We start from the raw sequence: 18,218 nt of genomic DNA on the forward strand, positions 1-18,218 counted from the left end.
TTATGGCGAGCAATATTGGCAGATGTCCAACTATGCCAGAAAAGGGGGAAAAAAACTGCTGGAGCTTGCGATTTACAGGTGAATTGAAAAACGCCAGCGGCAGAGCTGGCGCTTTAACTACGGGGGCATTACTCGTCGGCAGCGTAGCCCTGCGGCGGCAGACGTTGACCATCCAGCCACGCGGCGTTTTCGTGCATTTTCAGACGACCATCGGCAAACCAGCTAATCACCAGTGGATAAATAGCGTGTTCCTGGGTTTGCACGCGGGCGGTGATGTCATCCTCCGTATCACCAGCAAATACCGGGACTTTCGCCTGTAAAATAACCGGGCCACCGTCCAGTTCATCGGTGACGAAATGCACCGATGTACCGTGCTCTTCATCGCCATTTTCCAGCGCCTGACGATGGGTGTGTAATCCGGGATATTTCGGCAGCAGAGAAGGGTGAATGTTCAGCAAACGCCCGGCATAGTGGGAGACAAACGCCGGGCTGAGAATGCGCATAAAACCCGCCAGCACGACCACATCGGGTGCGTACATGTCGATTTCATGAATCAACTCCCGGTCATAGGCTTCACGACTGTCAAACGCGCTGGCGATGAGCGTATGCGTTGCAATACCCGCCTGGCGGGCGCGTTCAAGGCCGAACGCGTCGGCCTTATTGCTGAAAACTGCCCGTACGGTGCCTTTAATTTTATTTGTTTTGCAGGCGTCAATAATTGCCTGCAAATTACTTCCGTTGCCGGAAATAAGCACCACAATATTCATTATTCGATAACCACGCGTTGTTCGGAATCAGAGGCTTTGATGATACCGATTTTCCACGCGTTTTCACCGTTGGCATTGAGCAGGGCGAGGGCTTTGTCCACTTCCGGAGCAGGCAGGGCAATAATCATCCCGACGCCGCAGTTGAAGGTGCGATACATTTCATGGCGCTCAACGTTACCTGCCGTTTGCAGCCAGTTGAACACTTCCGGCCACTGCCAGGAAGATTCATCAATCACTGCCTGGGTATTATCTGGCAATACGCGCGGAATGTTTTCCCAGAAGCCGCCGCCGGTCAGGTGCGCAATAGCATGCACATCGACCTTTTCAATCAACTCCAGCACGGACTTCACGTAAATGCGGGTTGGTGCCAGCAGATGATCGGCTAATGGCTTACCATCAAGTTCGGTGGTTAACGGATCACAACCGCTGACTTCAAGAATTTTGCGCACCAGCGAATAGCCGTTCGAGTGCGGACCGCTGGAGCCGAGTGCAATCAGCACATCACCATCGCTGACTTTAGAGCCGTCGATGATTTCTGATTTTTCTACCACGCCAACGCAGAAACCAGCGACATCGTAATCTTCACCATGATACATCCCCGGCATTTCTGCCGTTTCGCCACCCACAAGCGAACAGCCCGATTGCAGACAACCTTCAGCGATGCCGCTGATCACCGCTGAAGCGGTATCAACATCCAGTTTTCCGGTTGCGTAATAGTCGAGGAAAAACAGCGGTTCCGCACCTTGCACCACCAGGTCATTAACGCACATGGCGACCAGATCGATACCAATGGTATCGTGACGTTTTAAGTCCATCGCCAGACGCAGCTTGGTACCTACGCCGTCAGTGCCGGAAACCAGCACGGGTTCACGATATTTTTGCGGCAATGCACACAGCGCACCGAAGCCGCCCAGACCGCCCATCACTTCCGGACGACGCGTTTTCTTCACTACGCCTTTGATTCTTCCAACCAGAGCATTACCCGCGTCAATATCAACACCGGCATCTTTGTAGCTAAGAGAGGTTTTATCGGTCACTGCTTGGGTCCCCACGCGTTACTTGCGGTAGAAAAATAAAATTCGGCGCAATTCTAACAGGGAAAGCAAACGTTTGCGAGACTGCTTTACACAACCTTTTTGTACGTCTTTTCCCCAGGCGCGCGGCAAAAGAATACTTGTACCAGGGCAAAGGATCGTTTTCGGATGGAATAATCTTCTTCCATAACCATTTGAATATAAAATAACTTTATCTCAAACCGTTATCATTTTGACTAAAGTCAACGAAAATAATATTGCCGCCTTGAAGAAAGGAGGTATAATCCGTCGATTTTTTTTGTGGCTGCCCCTCAAAGGAGAAAGAGTATGAAGATCGTGGAAGTCAAACACCCACTCGTCAAACACAAGCTGGGACTGATGCGTGAGCAAGATATCAGCACCAAGCGCTTTCGCGAACTCGCTTCCGAAGTGGGTAGCCTGCTGACTTACGAAGCGACCGCCGACCTCGAAACGGAAAAAGTAACTATCGAAGGCTGGAACGGCCCGGTAGAAATCGATCAGATCAAAGGTAAGAAAATTACCGTTGTGCCAATTCTGCGTGCCGGTCTGGGGATGATGGACGGTGTGCTGGAAAACGTTCCGAGCGCGCGCATCAGCGTAGTCGGTATGTACCGTAATGAAGAAACGCTGGAGCCGGTACCGTACTTCCAGAAACTGGTTTCTAACATCGATGAGCGTATGGCGCTGATCGTTGACCCAATGCTGGCAACCGGTGGTTCCGTTATCGCGACCATCGACCTGCTGAAAAAAGCGGGCTGCAGCAGCATCAAAGTTCTGGTGCTGGTAGCTGCGCCAGAAGGTATCGCAGCGCTGGAAAAAGCGCACCCGGACGTCGAACTGTATACTGCATCGATTGACCAGGGACTGAACGAGCACGGATACATTATTCCGGGCCTCGGCGATGCCGGTGACAAAATCTTTGGTACGAAATAAAGAATAAAAATAATTAAAGCCGACTTTAAGAGTCGGCTTTTTTTTGAGTAAAGCGCCTATAACACATAATACAGAGGATAATACTATGACGCGCCGTGCTATCGGGGTGAGTGAAAGACCGCCACTTTTACAGACAATCCCGCTTAGTTTGCAACATTTGTTCGCCATGTTTGGTGCAACCGTCCTGGTGCCCGTCTTATTTCATATTAACCCGGCGACTGTACTGTTATTTAACGGTATAGGAACGCTGCTGTATCTCTTCATCTGTAAAGGGAAAATTCCGGCTTATCTTGGTTCCAGCTTTGCCTTTATTTCACCGGTATTGTTACTGTTGCCGTTAGGGTATGAAGTCGCGCTGGGCGGCTTTATTATGTGCGGCGTGCTGTTCTGCCTGGTTTCTTTTATCGTGAAGAAAGCGGGGACCGGCTGGCTGGACGTGCTGTTTCCACCTGCGGCAATGGGCGCAATCGTTGCCGTCATCGGTCTGGAGTTGGCGGGCGTAGCTGCCGGTATGGCAGGTTTACTCCCGGCTGAAGGGCAAACGCCAGACTCCAAAACCATCATCATCTCTATTACCACCCTGGCGGTCACGGTTTTAGGTTCCGTCCTGTTTCGTGGTTTCCTGGCAATTATCCCAATTTTAATTGGTGTGCTGGTAGGGTATGCGCTCTCTTTCGCAATGGGGATTGTCGATACCACGCCGATTATTAACGCCCACTGGTTTGCGCTGCCAACTCTCTATACGCCGCGCTTCGAGTGGTTTGCCATTCTGACTATTCTGCCAGCGGCGCTGGTGGTCATTGCCGAGCACGTAGGGCATCTGGTAGTAACGGCTAATATCGTCAAAAAAGATCTGCTGCGCGATCCAGGTCTGCACCGTTCGATGTTTGCTAACGGCTTGTCGACCGTGATCTCCGGCTTCTTTGGCTCCACGCCAAATACTACCTACGGGGAAAACATTGGCGTGATGGCGATCACCCGTGTTTACAGTACCTGGGTTATCGGCGGGGCGGCGATTTTCGCTATCCTGCTTTCCTGCGTCGGTAAACTGGCTGCTGCTATCCAGATGATCCCATTGCCGGTGATGGGCGGCGTTTCGCTGCTGCTTTATGGTGTTATCGGTGCTTCCGGTATTCGTGTTTTGATCGAATCGAAAGTGGATTACAACAAAGCACAGAACCTGATCCTGACTTCTGTCATTTTGATCATCGGTGTCAGTGGCGCGAAGGTAAACATCGGCGCGGCGGAGCTGAAAGGTATGGCGCTGGCGACCATCGTCGGTATCGGCTTAAGTTTGATCTTCAAACTGATTAGTGTGCTGCGCCCTGAAGAAGTGGTGCTGGACGCAGAAGACGCGGATATAACAGACAAATAATGTACCGACCGGGCAGTGTTGCTGCCCGGTTCAAACATCATGGGATTCTGTGGTAAACTTCTCGCGATTTTGTGAAATCCTGGTTGAGGTATCTCTGAACACACCGGCACAGCTCTCTTTGCCACTTTATCTTCCTGACGACGAAACCTTTGCAAGTTTCTGGCCGGGGGATAACTCCTCTTTACTGGCCGCGCTGCAAAACGTGCTGCGTCAGGAACATAGCGGTTACATCTATCTCTGGGCACGCGAAGGCGCGGGGCGCAGCCATCTGCTGCACGCGGCTTGCGCGGAATTGTCGCAGCGTGGCGATGCGGTGGGCTATGTCCCGCTGGATAAACGCACCTGGTTTGTTCCGGAAGTGCTCGACGGTATGGAGCATTTGTCGCTGGTCTGTATCGACAACATTGAGTGTATTGCAGGCGATGAGTTGTGGGAGATGGCGATTTTCGATCTCTACAATCGAATTCTGGAATCGGGTAAAACACGGTTGTTAATCACCGGCGATCGTCCACCGCGGCAGTTGAATCTGGGATTACCGGATCTCGCGTCGCGACTCGACTGGGGGCAGATCTACAAATTGCAGCCTCTTTCTGATGAAGATAAGTTGCAGGCGCTACAGTTACGCGCGCGTTTGCGTGGTTTTGAACTGCCGGAAGATGTGGGGCGTTTCTTGCTGAAGCGGCTCGACAGAGAGATGCGCACGTTATTTATGACGTTGGATCAGTTGGATCGTGCGTCGATTACCGCGCAACGTAAGCTGACCATTCCGTTTGTGAAAGAGATTCTGAAACTGTAGACAAGACGTTTATCGTCGGATGCGCGCCCATTGTATTCGTAGGCCGGATAAGACGCGGCAAGCGTCGTATCCGGCAACGTGACTTAACTCGCGAAAAGGCGCATATTAACCCACGATTTCCAGTACCTGCTCCGGTGGACGACCAATCCGCGCTTTGCCATTGGCGACCACAATTGGGCGCTCCATTAGCTTCGGATTATCCACCATTGCCTGAATCAGCGCCTCTTCGCTAAGCGAACTGTCAGCCAGGTTCAGTTCTTTATAAAGATCCTCTTTCTGGCGCATCAATTCACGAGCGCTATTCATTCCCAGCATTTTCAGCAAATCGCGCAGCGTTGCCGCATCGGCGGGTGTCTCAAGGTAGAGCACCACTTCTGGCTCCACGCCGTTTTCTTTCAGCAGGTTCAGCGTTTCCCGGCTCTTTGAACAGCGTGGGTTATGGTAGATTTTTACCTGTTTGGTCATTGTTCTTCCTTTAATGCGAATTACATCTTGGTATAAGGCTTAAAGCGTTCCTGCAGCTGGCGCAACTGGTCGATGCGCGCATCGTAACGCGCTTGTTGCAGGCTGCCTAATTTCACCTGCGAACTGGCGCTGCTCAACAAGGAAATGGCCTGATCGAGTCGCCCGGCGAGCGCATAACCTTCTGCTCGCGCTGCCAGTTCCTGATCGCGATTATTTAGCGCGGCCTCCGCCTGTGCCAGTAAATCCCAGCCATTGCTGTCATCTTTGTTGTTAAAAGTGTAGCGATTCAGAATATTGGCCGCTTCCTGTGGTTGACCCCCTTGCAGATAAGCGTTCGCCAGGTTGAGCTGCAACACCGGATTAGTACGCAAATCGCGGGCATTTTTCAGCCTGTTAATCGCCTCATTGGCTTTGTTTTGCCCAAGGTCGATATCGGTAGCCAGATCGAGATACCATGCGTTGCCAGGTTCTGCCGCCAGTAACGGTTGCAGCGTTTTACGCGCTTCGTCGTATTTATTGGCTTCCATCGCCTGTAAAGCACGACCATATTGCGCCGCTCGTTGCTGACGAACGTTTCCTTTCGCCCATTCATCCAGCAAATCACTGGTGAGCTGATTACGTCCGGAATTATACATCCCCAGTGTGCGCGCTTTTGCCAGATAGAAATCTTCCGATGACTGCACCACCATCGGGCGCATCTGATTGGCACGGTTGCGGGCATCTGCCAGACGACTTTCCGGCAACGGGTGAGTCAATAAAATTTCCGGCGGACGCGAGGAGTAACGCGCCTGATCGAGCAATTTTTCGAGGAAGGTCGGCATCGCCTGCGGATCGAATCCTGAGCGTTGCAGCACCTGAATACCAATGCGATCCGCTTCCTGTTCATTTTGCTGGGTGAAGCTGATCATCCCCTGGCGCGTTCCCGCCAGTGTACCGGTCAGCGCTGCCATCCCCGCCTGCGGACTGGCCATCGCCAGTAAAATAGAACCTAACGCGCCGACCCAGGTCAGCGGCGCGCTGCGCTGTTGATCTTCCATCGCTCGCGCCAGGTGACGTTGGGTGACGTGGGAGATTTCGTGCGCCATAACTGAAGCCAGTTGGCTTTCGTTATCGGAATAACGGAACAGGGCAGAGTGCAGCACCACGTTGCCGCCAAAGAAAGCAAAGGCGTTAATTTCGTCGTTATTGATCAAAAAGAAATGAAACGGTGTCTTAACCGAATTGGCATGCGAAACCAGACGCATCCCCAGCGAATTAATGTACTGCGTTAACAACGGGTCATTAATTAACGGCGCACTGCCGCGTAATTGGCGGACATAATAGTCGCCCATCTGCATTTCCTGACCAATGGAAAGCGTGCTTCCTGCGGAGGTTCCCATATCCGGCAAGGTGTCTGCGCTATCGGCAAACGCCGGGGCTACCTGACCGATAGTCATAGCAGCAATGAGGGTAGCAACCAGGTTTTTTTTCAACTGCCTGAACATAACCTCTGTCCTGTGTTTCTGGAGATAGTCATTTGACCGATACTGTGAAATATCGTTCCCACCGCGCCGCCTTTGAGTGTAACGGCGAAGATTAGCCCACTCAAATGACTTTTCAGTTTCCTGAATCCGTCATAAAAAGCGAAGTCTTTTTTGTGACATTTCGATACAATTGCGGATCGCAATCCCGCTCTTGAGGTTCAGGGAAGGTCTTTATGCTCGAAATGTTGATGCAATGGTATCGCCGCCGTTTTAGTGACCCGGAAGCGATTGCCTTGCTGGTTATTTTAGTTGCCGGATTTGGCATTATCTTTTTCTTTAGCGGCCTACTCGCACCGTTGCTGGTGGCGATTGTGCTGGCCTATTTACTGGAATGGCCAACCGTGCGCCTGCAATCTATTGGCTGCTCCCGACGTTGGGCGACATCGATTGTATTGGTCGTTTTCGTCGGTATTTTGCTGCTGATGGCGTTCGTGGTAATGCCTATCGCCTGGCAACAGGGCATCTACTTAATCCGTGATATGCCGGGGATGCTCAATAAGCTTTCTGACTTTGCCGCCACGTTGCCGCGCCGCTATCCGGCGTTAATGGACGCGGGCATTATTGATGCAATGGCCGAAAATATGCGCAGTCGGATGCTTACCATGGGCGATTCGGTGGTGAAAATTTCCCTCGCCTCGCTGGTCGGTTTGCTGACCATTGCCGTCTATCTGGTGCTGGTACCATTGATGGTCTTCTTCCTGCTGAAAGACAAAGAGCAAATGTTGAACGCCGTTCGTCGGGTGCTACCGCGTAACCGCGGACTGGCAGGACAGGTGTGGAAGGAGATGAATCAACAAATCACCAACTATATCCGCGGCAAAGTGCTGGAGATGATCGTGGTGGGGATTGCCACCTGGCTGGGATTCTTACTCTTCGGGCTGAACTATTCGCTGCTGCTGGCGGTGCTGGTCGGCTTCTCGGTACTTATTCCGTACATTGGTGCATTTGTGGTGACCATTCCGGTGGTTGGCGTGGCGCTATTCCAGTTTGGTGCTGGCACGGAATTCTGGAGCTGCTTCGCGGTGTATCTGATCATTCAGGCGCTGGACGGCAACCTGTTAGTACCTGTGTTGTTCTCCGAAGCGGTTAACCTGCATCCGCTGGTCATTATTTTATCAGTAGTGATCTTCGGTGGTTTGTGGGGATTCTGGGGCGTATTCTTCGCCATTCCATTGGCGACGCTGATCAAAGCCGTGATTCACGCCTGGCCCGATGGGCAAATCGCGCAAGAATAATCTTCAGCCCGACGAACTGTTTCGCCGGGCTGATTTTTAGGGTTCCTGACGTAAATAAATAGCCCGATAACAAATACTCACCAGCACTGCACTGCCGATAATATTACCCAGCATCACCGGGAGCAGATTGGCGGTAATAAAATGGCTGACCGTCAGTGCCGGAAAATTGTCTGCGCTACTGTGCGCCAGTTGCCAGAAGGAGGTAGGGGCGAAATGGCGAATGGCAATGGCGAACGGAATCACAAACAAATTGGCGATACAGTGCTCAAAGCCACTGGCGACAAACAGGGTAATGGGCAAAATCATGGCGACGATTTTGTCGCATAACGAACGCCCGCAATAACTCATCCACAGCGCCAGACAAACCATCAGATTGCACATAATGCCGAGGCTGACTGATTCAGTAAATGTATGATGCATTTTGCCCTCGGCGCAGTGTAAAACCGCGACTCCCCACATCGCGTTTTCACTCATCACCAGCCCGGAAAACCAGATTAACAAACTGAAACAGGCAATACCTGCCAGATTACCGCAGGCCACCAGAAGTGCATTAATCAGCCATGTTCGCAAGCTAATAACGCCCCGACTTTTTGCCATCACCGTCATTACCGACGAGGTGAACAGGCTGGTGCCGCAAACCGCCAGCAAAATAAAGCCGAGTGTAAAGCAAAGGCCACCCACCAGATGGGTTAATGCCTGTGAAGACGGGGCATCGGCGATAACGGTAAGGTAAAAAGTAAATCCGATCGCCATAAACACGCCTGCGGACATCGCCATTAAAAAGACCGACACTTTGCTGCGGGCAATTTTATGGGCGGCAATCCGTTCAGCGATTGCCGCTTTTCTGGCGCTCAACTGCAAGTCGAAAGAGAGTTTGTTTCTCATGCATACTCCTGCAAAAACAGATTACAACACCTCGCGAACCGAGATCCCCAGCCGCTGCATTCGTGATAGCAGCGTGGTGCGCTTCATCCCTAATCGCGTCGCCGCGCCACGGGGCCCGGCAACAATGCCATTGGTTTCTCGCAATACCTGAACAATGCGCTGACGTTCTTCTTCGTCATTCTCTGGCGTCGTCGGGTGCAGTAACTGCGCCATTGAACTGCGAAGCGCTGAATCTTCATTTAGCGTCGGCAGTAAACGGCTTTGTCGGACATTAAGATGTAAATTCAGACTGTTACCGCGAGTCAGTAGTACCGCTCGCTCAATCACGTTTTCCAGCTCGCGCACGTTGCCCGGCCAGTCCCACGACATCAACTGGCGTAGCGCCTCGGTCGGGATGGCGTCAATTGCGCGATTCATATGGCGCGCCATTTTTTGCGTGAAATGCTTTGCTAAAAGAGGGATATCTTCCGGACGGTCGCGCAGTGGCGGCAGTTCCAGTGGGAAGACATTCAGGCGATAAAAGAGATCGCTGCGAAACTGGCGATCTTCAACCATTTGCCACAAATCACGGTTGGTGGCGGCAATGACTCTGACATTCACCGGGATCGTTCTACTCCCACCGAGACGCTCAATTTCCCGCTCCTGTAATACGCGCAGCAGTTTAGGCTGAAGTTCTAACGGCAGATCGCCAATTTCATCGAGAAACAACGTGCCACCATCGGCAATTTCAAAACGACCGCGATGGGTATTAATCGCACCAGTAAATGCCCCTTTGTCATGACCGAATAACTCACTTTCCAGAAGACTGGCGGGGATGGCAGCGCAGTTGATTTTGACCAGTGGCTTGTCGCGTCGTGGGCTAAGTTGATGGATCGCTCTGGCGATCACCTCTTTGCCGGTTCCGGTTTCACCACAAATCAACACCGTACTGTCGCTCTTCGCCACAATATCTACCTGCTGGAGCAAATCTTCCATTGCCTGGCTTTGATAGATAATGTCACCGACGCCCAGATTCGAAAGGAGCTGCTCGCTAAGCTGGTGGTTTTCTTGCTGCAAGCTTTCCTGCAAATCGGTCATGCTACGCCAGGCATCGGCATTGCCAACGGCAATAGCGATGCGATCGGCAATATGTTGCAGTAGCTGGCAGTTTTCCTCCCCAAAGAGAGTGGAAGAGGTATGCGCCAGCAACAATGCACCCGGTGTATGGTTGCCAAAGGTGAGCGGTATAAGGAGCGCAGATTCGCAGCCGTTAGATGCAAGTAAGTGTAATAACGGGTCGCGTTGCCAGAGAAACAGATCGTCTGCACGGTGCGTCAAGGTCGGTTGTCGGGTTTGTAGCGTTTGTGTCAGCAATACACTTTCGCCAGGCATACAGCGTGGCAGACTCGCACAATGTGAGGCAGAAAGATCGCTGCACCACAGGCTGAACTTCTCGTTCTTTCGATGATCGCCCAGTACCATACTGACTGAAGCCAGACCGAAAAAATGATGGATCTCACGAGCGACGTCAGCGATCAGATCGTCGAGATCAAGATGTGACAACACTGCATTAGTGATATCCACCAGTACCCGATGATGATCGCGATCTTTCTCCAGCAAACGCAGCGCCACCTGCTGTTCTTCATCATTGAGCCATGATTGCAGAACCGGAGTGATTATGTGTGCCAGCCAGTTAAACAGTGTGCAATCCTGGGGAGTAAAACGATTGCCGTGGGTGCGAATAAAGCGTAGCTCCGCCATTCCACTACTGCCGAGAAGGACGGCGTGGCGCGAATAATCGACCATCTCGCCCTGATACTCTGTTGTTGCCGTCACATCGCTGCCATCATCATGGTAGCGGTAATAGAAGTTGCTTTTGAGAACATGCAGTTCAATAAGTTGTACCGGGCTGAACGGCGGCGGCAGCGGGATGAAGGCGCGTAATAAAGACGCCTTGCCGTGTTTCTGCGCTAACCGCTCCGCGAGCATTCCGTTTACCGCTTCAATTGTTATTCCTTGTGGCGGGGCAAACATCGCCTCGTCTGACATAGCCATTAACAGTCCTTATTAATGAGAAATCCTTCTCACGCAATTTTTCTGGCCATCAGATAGATGGCCGGTTCCTGCACAATTTCATCCAACAGATGAATGAATTGAATGCTACGCGCCTGCCACACAGACGTCGCGTCATCTGCCAGTGGCGCGAATGCCCGGGTCAACAGGGCGGTGTGGCTGGCGTCAATAACAATCTCACCAAAGGTCATCACCCCCAGCATCTTACGTCGGGCTTGCTCCTCTTCGACCTGTGCAAGCCAATCTTCGTATTCCGTCTGTGGGCAGCGGAAGGCGACATTCAGACAATCAATCACGCCAACGTGATGACCGATAGCCAACGAGTAATACATTACCTGGGAGCTGTGTTCCGGCATCTCGTCGCTACTGGCGATAAATTTTTTTCGCAGCGTCCAGAAAACAATTTCCCCGCACTCCTCAGCCATGTAACCCCCGGAGAACGCGAAAGAGTTGCTGAACGATACTATTGAGACGCGGATCGTCGGCTTCGCGCAACCAGGTGTTAACCCGATTTCCTGTAGGATCGTCGCTTAAATGGCGCAGGAGCCGATCGCAAATTTCTCGCCCCTGACGATAGCCCGCCAGCCGCCTCGCTTCTCGCTCAATGGCGATACGCTGTGATGGCGGGATCTGCGGCCACAGCGGTTGCATGGTCACCCCGGTGGGATCGCGATAATCCACCGCGTGAATCTTCTGTTGTAGCAAACCGAGCGCCACGGCGAAACCGTGAATGGTGGCGGCCGGTGTTGGCGGGCAGCCGGGGATCCAAACATCAATGGGGACAATGGTGTCGCTGCCGCCCCAGACGCTGTAGAGATCGTGGAAAATACCGCCGCCGACACCGCACGCGCCGTAGGAAACACAGATTTTATGATCGGGGGCAGACTCATATGCCCGAAGTGCAGGCATACGCATCGCCCGGGTGACTGCGCCAGTAAATAACAAAATATCGGCGTGACGAGGTGATGAAACAACCTTAATGCCAAAGCGTTCTGCGTCGAACACTGGCGTGATGGCGGCAAAAATTTCGATTTCACAGGCGTTGCAGCCGCCACAATCCACGCGATAAACGTAGGCCGAACGACGGATATCCTGTAGCAAATGCTGCTTCATCTTTTGCGTTTGTTCGTCCAGCGTGATGGGCTGGCTGACATGTTGCGTAAGCACTGGACTCATAGCTGCTCCTTAGCCACCAGCGGTTCATCTGTGTCGTCGTTGATCAGCGTCGCGCGTTGTTTGCATTCCGGGCAGACGCTCGCTTGCGCCCACAACATTTCGCGGTTTTGTGGTGCATTTTGTTGCTGTGCCAACAGTTCTGCAGCCAGTGCGACGGTTTTTTGCGGGGCAAACGGGCGTTCGCAACGGCTGCAACGTTGTAGATGGAACGTCGCGCGGGTATAGAGATCGGCTTTATTGGTGACGGTCAGTTCAAAGTTATCAGTAAGCTGAATGGCTCTGGTCGGGCACACTTCTTCACAACGTCCGCAGTAAATACAACGCCCCAGATAGAGCTGCCAGGTGCGCGTATTTTGCTGGTCGTCGGTCTGGATAGTCAGCGCATTTGCCGGACAAGCACAGGCGCAGGCACCGCAGGCAATACATTGGCTGGGCATCAGGTCCGGTTTCCCGCGAAAGCCTGGGCTGACCTCCAGTGGCGCGAAGGGATATTTCACCGTCGCGGTTCCGGCGCGCATAATAGTTTTCAGTAACTTCAGCATTTTCTGTCCTTACTTCAGCGGCGAACGGTTACGATCAATGCCGTAGCGTTCGATCTCTTTATACGGTACGGTTTTTGACTGGCGCTTGCGCACATCAACCAGCGTCACACGGTCGGTACAGGAGTAGCAGGGATCAAGGCTACCGATAATCAGCGGTGCGTCAGAAACGGTATTGCCGCGCAGCATGTAACGCAGCACTGGCCAGTTGGCGTAGGTGGCGGCACGACAGCGCCAGCGGAACAATTTTTGGTTATCACCGAGCATGCTCCAGTGCACGTCTTCACCGCGAGGCGCTTCAACAAAGCCCAGCGCGAATGCGTGAGGTTTATAGCTAAAGCCTTCGGTCAGCAGTGGGGTATCCGGCATGTTGTCGAGGGCAAATTCCAGCATTGCCAGCGAATCAAACGTCTCTTTGACACGGACCATCACGCGGGAGAAGACATCGCCGCCGGTAAAGGTAAACAGCGTTTTTGGAATATTGCCGTAGTCGGCGTAGGGGTGATCAAAGCGCAAATCACGGGCAAAACCACTGCCACGGATCAGCGGCCCTACGGGGCTATAATCACGGGCGATTTGTCGGTCGAGAATGCCAATGCCCTGAGTGCGTTGTTCCATATTCGGCGTGGCAAGCAGCATCTCTACCAGCTCCGACACGTCGGCGCGCATCTCGCGCACCAGTTTCATCGTTTGCAGACGTTGCTCTTTGAGAATATCGCGGCGAACACCACCAATCAGATTCAGACCGTAGGTTTTACGCGACCCGGTCAGCAATTCCGCCATCGTCATCGACTTTTCCCGCACGCGGAAAAATTGCATAAAACCGGTATCAAAACCAACAAAATGGCAGGAGAGGCCAAGGTTGAGCAAATGACTATGCAGCCGTTCGACTTCCAGCAGAATCGAGCGAATAGTATGCGCTCGTTGCGGCACCTCAATCCCCAGTGCATTTTCAACCGAGTTGGTATAGGCCACACTGTGGGCAAAACCGCAAATCCCACACACGCGGTCCGACAAGAAGGTCACTTCGTTGTAGCCCATCCGCGTTTCTGCCAGTTTCTCCATGCCGCGATGGACATAAAACAGGCGGTAATCAGCATCGACAATTTGCTCGCCATCCACAAACAAGCGGAAGTGACCTGGTTCATCGGAGGTGATATGCAGCGGGCCAACAGGGATCACCCGCGCATCGCTGTTGCCCTCGTTGATAAACGGATACGTTTCGGTATCAGTCGTCGGTTCAGGGCGCAGTCGATAATCCATCGCGTCTTTGCGCAGCGGATGCATATCTTCCGGCCAGTCATCGGGCAACACCAGGCGACGCTGATCCGGCAGGCCAACCGGAATCAGCCCGTACATATCGCGAATTTCTCGCTCGCCCCAGACCGCGGCAGGGACGCGCGGTGTGACTGACGGAAACTCCCGACTGTCGGCATCGACCAGTGCCTTCACCACGATCCAGCATTTTTCGGCCCCTTCCATTGAAAGGGCATAATAAACCGCGTAATGACCGTTAAGTGTCCGCTCGTCGTTGCCAAACAGGACAGGAAGCCAGCCATCATATTGATAATAAAGATAATGTACAACGTCAGGCAGCAGATTTATTTTCACCGTAATGGTGACCTGTTCAGGCGTTTGTCGCTCTTCATCCAGCACCGCGCCGGGGAACTGCGTTTTCAGGGCGGCGAGAATCGCTTCGCCACGATTTGACGATGAATTAACGTTCACTGTGTTTCTCCGAAACAGATGCGGTGCCTGAAGGCAAAAAATCATGCCAGGTGCTACGTTGTGCAGGCAGGTCGTGCGTCCCTGAGAGGACTATAGTGGAAGCGCCCGCCAGGATCCTGATGACAGGTTGTGGAATATGCGTTCCCATCGCCAGCATCATGACCAGCAGAATCACCATTGGCGAGGTGGTCAACCAGCCAAGTTCACCCCGGTTAACGGCCTGCGGCGGTTTCGCCATTAACACCCGCGCAGCCATCCGTACCAGGCCCGCCAGCACCAGCGTTAACAGCAATAACAGCAGGACGATAATCAACAGGTGATTACGAGCCAGTCCGGCGGTAACGGTCATAAATTCGCTAAGAAAAATGTTGAAGGGCGGCATCCCGGCCAGCGCCAGCGCACCGCCGCCAAACAGCACGGCGGTAAATGGCATGATTTTGAGCATTCCGCAGACGACGTTGAGATCGCGCGTGCCGTACTTGAGCAGTACATTGCCGGAACCGCAGAACAGCAGCGTTTTTGCCAGACTGTGGTTTAAGGTGTGCAGCAGCGCAGCAAAAATTCCCAGCGGCCCGCCAATGCCTAGCGCCACCGCGACCAGTCCCATGTTCTCCACGCTGGAGTACGCCAGCAGACGCTTAATGTCCCGCTGTACCAGAATGAAAAATGCCGCCACGGCAACCGACAACATGCCGAAGATGAGCAACAACCGGTTGGGGAAATCGCTGCCGATGGCCTGGCAAATAATGATGTAATAGCGAATCAGCACCAACAGCGCGCAGTTCAGCAATACGGCGGAGAGCAGGGCGCTGACCGGACTCGGCGCTTCACTGTGAGCATCCGGCAGCCAGGCGTGCATGGGAAATAGCCCGGTTTTGGTGCCAAAGCCAATTAGCACAAACACAAAGGCCAACAGCATTAATGTTGGGTCAAGCAAGGACGATTGCTTAAGAACCTCGCTCCAGAATATCGCCATTTCTGCCTGCGGCATAACGCTGGCGGCGTTGGCGTATACCAGCACGGTACCGAACAGACCAAAAGCGACACCAACAGTACAAATAATGATGTACTTCCATGCAGCTTCCAGAGATGAACGCTGACCGTAAATGCCTACCAGAAACGCCGAGCTTAAGGTGGTGGCTTCGATTGCCGCCCACATCACAATCAGGTTATTGCTGGTAACAACCAGCAGCATGGTGAACAAAAACAGATGGAAGAAACCGTAGTAATCGCACAGCGTAACGGGTGAAAGCTCGCCGTGAGCCACTTCATGACGCATGTAGCCAATCGAGTAAACACCGGTGAGAAAGCCAATCACACCAAGAATGGCGAGGAACAAACCGCCCAGACCATCAATATGAAGCCACAGTCCCGCAGCGAATATTTCTCCCGCATCAGCGGCAGTTTGGACCACCCACAGTGCCAGAATCAGCAGCAGTGTGATCCCTAAGCTATGTAGTACTGTCACCGTGCGAGTCGCAGAGTGTCCCCGTTTCCGGCAGGCAAAACAGAGCAGCGAAAAAAGCAGCGGCGTGAGCAGGAGTAAAGCGAACATCACAGAATAACTCATCTCATTATCCCTTCAGCGCGGTCAAGTTGTTCACGTCCAGCGTGCCGTGGGTACGCCATATTTTTCTTGCCAGTAACACCATCACAATGACGGCGAAGATGGCGTCGGTAGCGATACCAATTTCCACCAGTTCCGGTGCACGCCAGGCAAGAAGCGCCAGCACCAGATGGGAGCCGTTTTCCATCAGGCAGTAACCAAAAATTTGCCGCAGGATATTGCGCTGGCTGACAATGCACAGCAGGCCAAGCAGAAAATGACCTAACGCCACCGCCAGCGCCGGTTTCAGCCCGGTAGCCATCGGTAGCTTCACGGGCTGAACGACAAATGCGCAAAGCAGGACAATTAATGCCGCGAGCAATGCCATCATTGCCGGACCGAATAACGCTTTTTCCGGGAGGTTCTGGGGAATATTTCGTGCAGCGTAAATCATGATTAACGGTACCATCAGTACTTTGGTGATAAAGGCGCTGGCGGACCAGATCAGCAGTTGCTCTGCGGCGAACAGGCACGAGAGGGTGGCGAAAATAGACACCAGCACCAGCGACTGGCAGGCGTAAAATCCGCATGACAGGCGATAGCTTTTGACACTAATCACAAACAGCGATGTCAGCATCATCAGTCCCGCCAGATTATTTACGATCATAGAACCGGTCATTCATCATCTCCTTACTGCAACCAGGTCGCGGCGAATACGCTGGAAATCAGCGACATCACAATCAGTACAATCAACACCAGGCGCATTGATCCTGGCAGCGGTGCGGCATCGGCGACGGCTTCGCTCGGTTTGCCAGGCACGACGCGACCAAACCAGCGAATAAACCAGGCGAAACTGGCGACCGATTCAATCATCAGCAGAATCATGGCGGGCAGCAGGATCCAGTACTCCACTGACAACGAAAAACCGGCAGCAAACAGTGGGAATTTACTGAAGAAGCCGTTGAACGGCGGCACGCCAGTAATCGCCAGCGCGGCCACGCAGAAACCCACGCCTGGCAACGGCAGGGTGTGCAATACGCCACGCAGACGCGGCAACAAGCGCGTGCCGCAGCTGTAACTCAGCGCACCTGCTACAAGGAAAAACAGGCTTTTAGCGAACGCGTGGTTGACGATGTAGGCGATGCTGCCCTCCAGTGCCAGCCGCGAGCCGAAGATGGAGAGCGACAAGCCGAAGAACATCCAGCCAAGTTGAGTGATGGTCGACCAGGCCAGCAACCGCTTCATATCCTGCTGCGGCAAATACATCAGGAAGCCGTAAAGAATGGTGACCAGTGCCATGACCATGCCAACGCCGCCAATCACATGCGGGATATTGCCGCCGTCGATAATGGCGCGGGCAAAAATGTAAACGCCCACTTTCACCATCGATGCGGCGTGGAGATAGGCGCTGATCGGTGTTGGCGCTTCCATTGCATCCGGTAGCCACGCTTGCATCGGTAGCTGGGCCGATTTTCCCCACGCGGCAAACAGGATGCCGCCATAAACCAGATAACGTGCGTCGCCGTGTAACTCGCTCATCGCGCTAAGCGCAAACGTTCCGGTCTGCAAAAACAGCGTGGCGGCGGCAAGATACAACCCCAGCGAACCGATATGAGTGATAAGTAACGCTTTTAGTGCTGAACGTTGCGCTTTATCGCTCTGGTAATAACTGATCAACGCCCAGGAGCAGCCGCCCGTAATTTCAAAAAACAACAACTGACCGAGCAGCGTCGAGGAGAGTACCAGTCCCGCCATCGCGCCGATAAAAACCAGCAAAAATGCGTAATAACGATTCGTGCCGTTATGCGGGTGTTCGCGATTTTTATCCGTCAGATAACCCGTGGAGTAGATCGTGACCAGCAAACCGAGGAACACCACCACAAACAGAATCAGCGTACTCACGCGATCAATGACCAGGCCAAACAACGCCACATCCCCCACGTTGACCAACGTCAACGTGACGGCAACTTTATCGGCCTGATAAAACGCGGAGATCAGCGACAACATGCACAGCGTGGTCAGCGCGGCGAACAAAATCCCCCATTCGGCGGCCCGACGTTGTGGCGAAAACGAAACGACCAGTGCGCCGATAAAAGGCAGCAATAACGTCGTCAGAGCAAGATTTTCCATATTCCGTCAGTGC

General features: G+C 53.0%; 17 protein-coding genes. 4 read left to right on the plus strand and 13 right to left on the minus strand.

Annotated features, from left to right (window positions below; genetic code table 11):
* Positions 1–128: 128 nt before the first annotated feature.
* Together purN and purM are read right to left on the minus strand one after the other, a co-directional pair.
* On the minus strand, positions 129–767 hold the full coding sequence (purN, locus tag AABJ99_RS06795) for a phosphoribosylglycinamide formyltransferase (RefSeq protein ID WP_001028614.1): 639 nt from the start codon (positions 765–767) through the stop codon (positions 129–131).
* The gene (gene purM, locus AABJ99_RS06800; RefSeq protein ID WP_032303535.1) at positions 767–1,804 is read right to left on the minus strand and encodes a phosphoribosylformylglycinamidine cyclo-ligase; all 1,038 of its coding nucleotides are present in this window, start codon (positions 1,802–1,804) and stop codon (positions 767–769) included. Before purM ends, purN begins: the two co-directional genes overlap by 1 nt.
* Positions 1,805–2,128: 324 nt before the next feature.
* Here purM and upp point away from each other — a divergent pair, with 324 nt between their 5' ends.
* The 3 genes from upp to hda all read left to right on the plus strand — a co-directional run bounded on the left by upp (position 2,129) and on the right by hda (position 4,926).
* Positions 2,129–2,755, plus strand: a complete 627-nt coding sequence (gene upp / locus AABJ99_RS06805; RefSeq protein ID WP_001295473.1) for a uracil phosphoribosyltransferase — start codon at positions 2,129–2,131, stop codon at positions 2,753–2,755.
* An 85-nt stretch (positions 2,756–2,840) separates the two neighbouring features.
* Positions 2,841–4,130: a uracil permease gene (gene uraA / locus AABJ99_RS06810; protein WP_000198328.1), complete on the plus strand. Its 1,290-nt coding sequence runs from the start codon at positions 2,841–2,843 to the stop codon at positions 4,128–4,130.
* Positions 4,131–4,224: 94 nt separating this feature from the next.
* Positions 4,225–4,926: a DnaA inactivator Hda gene (gene hda / locus AABJ99_RS06815; protein WP_001307333.1), complete on the plus strand. Its 702-nt coding sequence runs from the start codon at positions 4,225–4,227 to the stop codon at positions 4,924–4,926.
* A gap of 105 nt (positions 4,927–5,031) precedes the next feature.
* On the opposite strand, the gene arsC is transcribed toward hda, so the two are convergent.
* Together arsC and bepA are read right to left on the minus strand one after the other, a co-directional pair.
* Positions 5,032–5,391 (minus strand): arsenate reductase (glutaredoxin), encoded by a 360-nt coding sequence (arsC, locus tag AABJ99_RS06820; protein ID WP_000166449.1) that lies wholly within the window; start codon positions 5,389–5,391, stop codon positions 5,032–5,034.
* 20 nt (positions 5,392–5,411) lie between these two features.
* On the minus strand, positions 5,412–6,875 hold the full coding sequence (gene bepA, locus AABJ99_RS06825; protein WP_000489667.1) for a beta-barrel assembly-enhancing protease: 1,464 nt from the start codon (positions 6,873–6,875) through the stop codon (positions 5,412–5,414).
* A gap of 212 nt (positions 6,876–7,087) precedes the next feature.
* On the opposite strand from bepA, the gene yfgO reads away from it, so the two are divergent.
* On the plus strand, positions 7,088–8,149 hold the full coding sequence (yfgO, locus tag AABJ99_RS06830; protein WP_000892051.1) for an AI-2E family transporter: 1,062 nt from the start codon (positions 7,088–7,090) through the stop codon (positions 8,147–8,149).
* Between the two features lie 36 nt (positions 8,150–8,185).
* Here the strand turns inward: yfgO and focB are convergent, their stop codons facing one another.
* The 9 genes from focB to hyfD are packed head-to-tail and all read right to left on the minus strand — an operon-like array spanning position 8,186 to position 18,205.
* Complete coding sequence (focB, locus tag AABJ99_RS06835) at positions 8,186–9,034, minus strand: formate transporter FocB (RefSeq protein WP_338387522.1); 849 nt, start codon at positions 9,032–9,034, stop codon at positions 8,186–8,188.
* Positions 9,035–9,055: 21 nt separating this feature from the next.
* Positions 9,056–11,068: a DNA-binding transcriptional regulator HyfR gene (gene hyfR / locus AABJ99_RS06840; RefSeq protein WP_039020953.1), complete on the minus strand. Its 2,013-nt coding sequence runs from the start codon at positions 11,066–11,068 to the stop codon at positions 9,056–9,058.
* A 29-nt stretch (positions 11,069–11,097) separates the two neighbouring features.
* Complete coding sequence (gene hyfJ / locus AABJ99_RS06845) at positions 11,098–11,511, minus strand: hydrogenase 4 assembly chaperone HyfJ (protein WP_000796783.1); 414 nt, start codon at positions 11,509–11,511, stop codon at positions 11,098–11,100.
* Positions 11,504–12,262, minus strand: coding sequence for a hydrogenase 4 catalytic subunit HyfI (gene hyfI, locus AABJ99_RS06850; protein WP_000075547.1), 759 nt, complete (start codon positions 12,260–12,262; stop codon positions 11,504–11,506). Before hyfI ends, hyfJ begins: the two co-directional genes overlap by 8 nt.
* Positions 12,259–12,804 (minus strand): hydrogenase 4 subunit H, encoded by a 546-nt coding sequence (hyfH, locus tag AABJ99_RS06855; RefSeq protein ID WP_032184867.1) that lies wholly within the window; start codon positions 12,802–12,804, stop codon positions 12,259–12,261. Before hyfH ends, hyfI begins: the two co-directional genes overlap by 4 nt.
* A gap of 9 nt (positions 12,805–12,813) precedes the next feature.
* Positions 12,814–14,529, minus strand: coding sequence for a hydrogenase 4 catalytic subunit HyfG (hyfG, locus tag AABJ99_RS06860; RefSeq protein ID WP_039020952.1), 1,716 nt, complete (start codon positions 14,527–14,529; stop codon positions 12,814–12,816).
* A complete protein-coding gene (gene hyfF / locus AABJ99_RS06865; RefSeq protein ID WP_000122523.1) occupies positions 14,519–16,099 on the minus strand; it encodes a hydrogenase 4 subunit F in 1,581 nt (526 codons plus the stop codon). Before hyfF ends, hyfG begins: the two co-directional genes overlap by 11 nt.
* A gap of 4 nt (positions 16,100–16,103) precedes the next feature.
* A complete protein-coding gene (gene hyfE, locus AABJ99_RS06870; RefSeq protein ID WP_000147995.1) occupies positions 16,104–16,754 on the minus strand; it encodes a hydrogenase 4 membrane subunit in 651 nt (216 codons plus the stop codon).
* Positions 16,755–16,765: 11 nt separating this feature from the next.
* Entirely contained in the window at positions 16,766–18,205 is a 1,440-nt protein-coding gene (gene hyfD / locus AABJ99_RS06875; protein WP_000429082.1) for a hydrogenase 4 subunit HyfD, read from the minus strand.
* Positions 18,206–18,218: the final 13 nt, after the last annotated feature.

The sequence above is a fragment of the Escherichia coli genome, assembly GCF_036503815.1.
Lineage (GTDB): Bacteria > Pseudomonadota > Gammaproteobacteria > Enterobacterales > Enterobacteriaceae > Escherichia > Escherichia coli_F.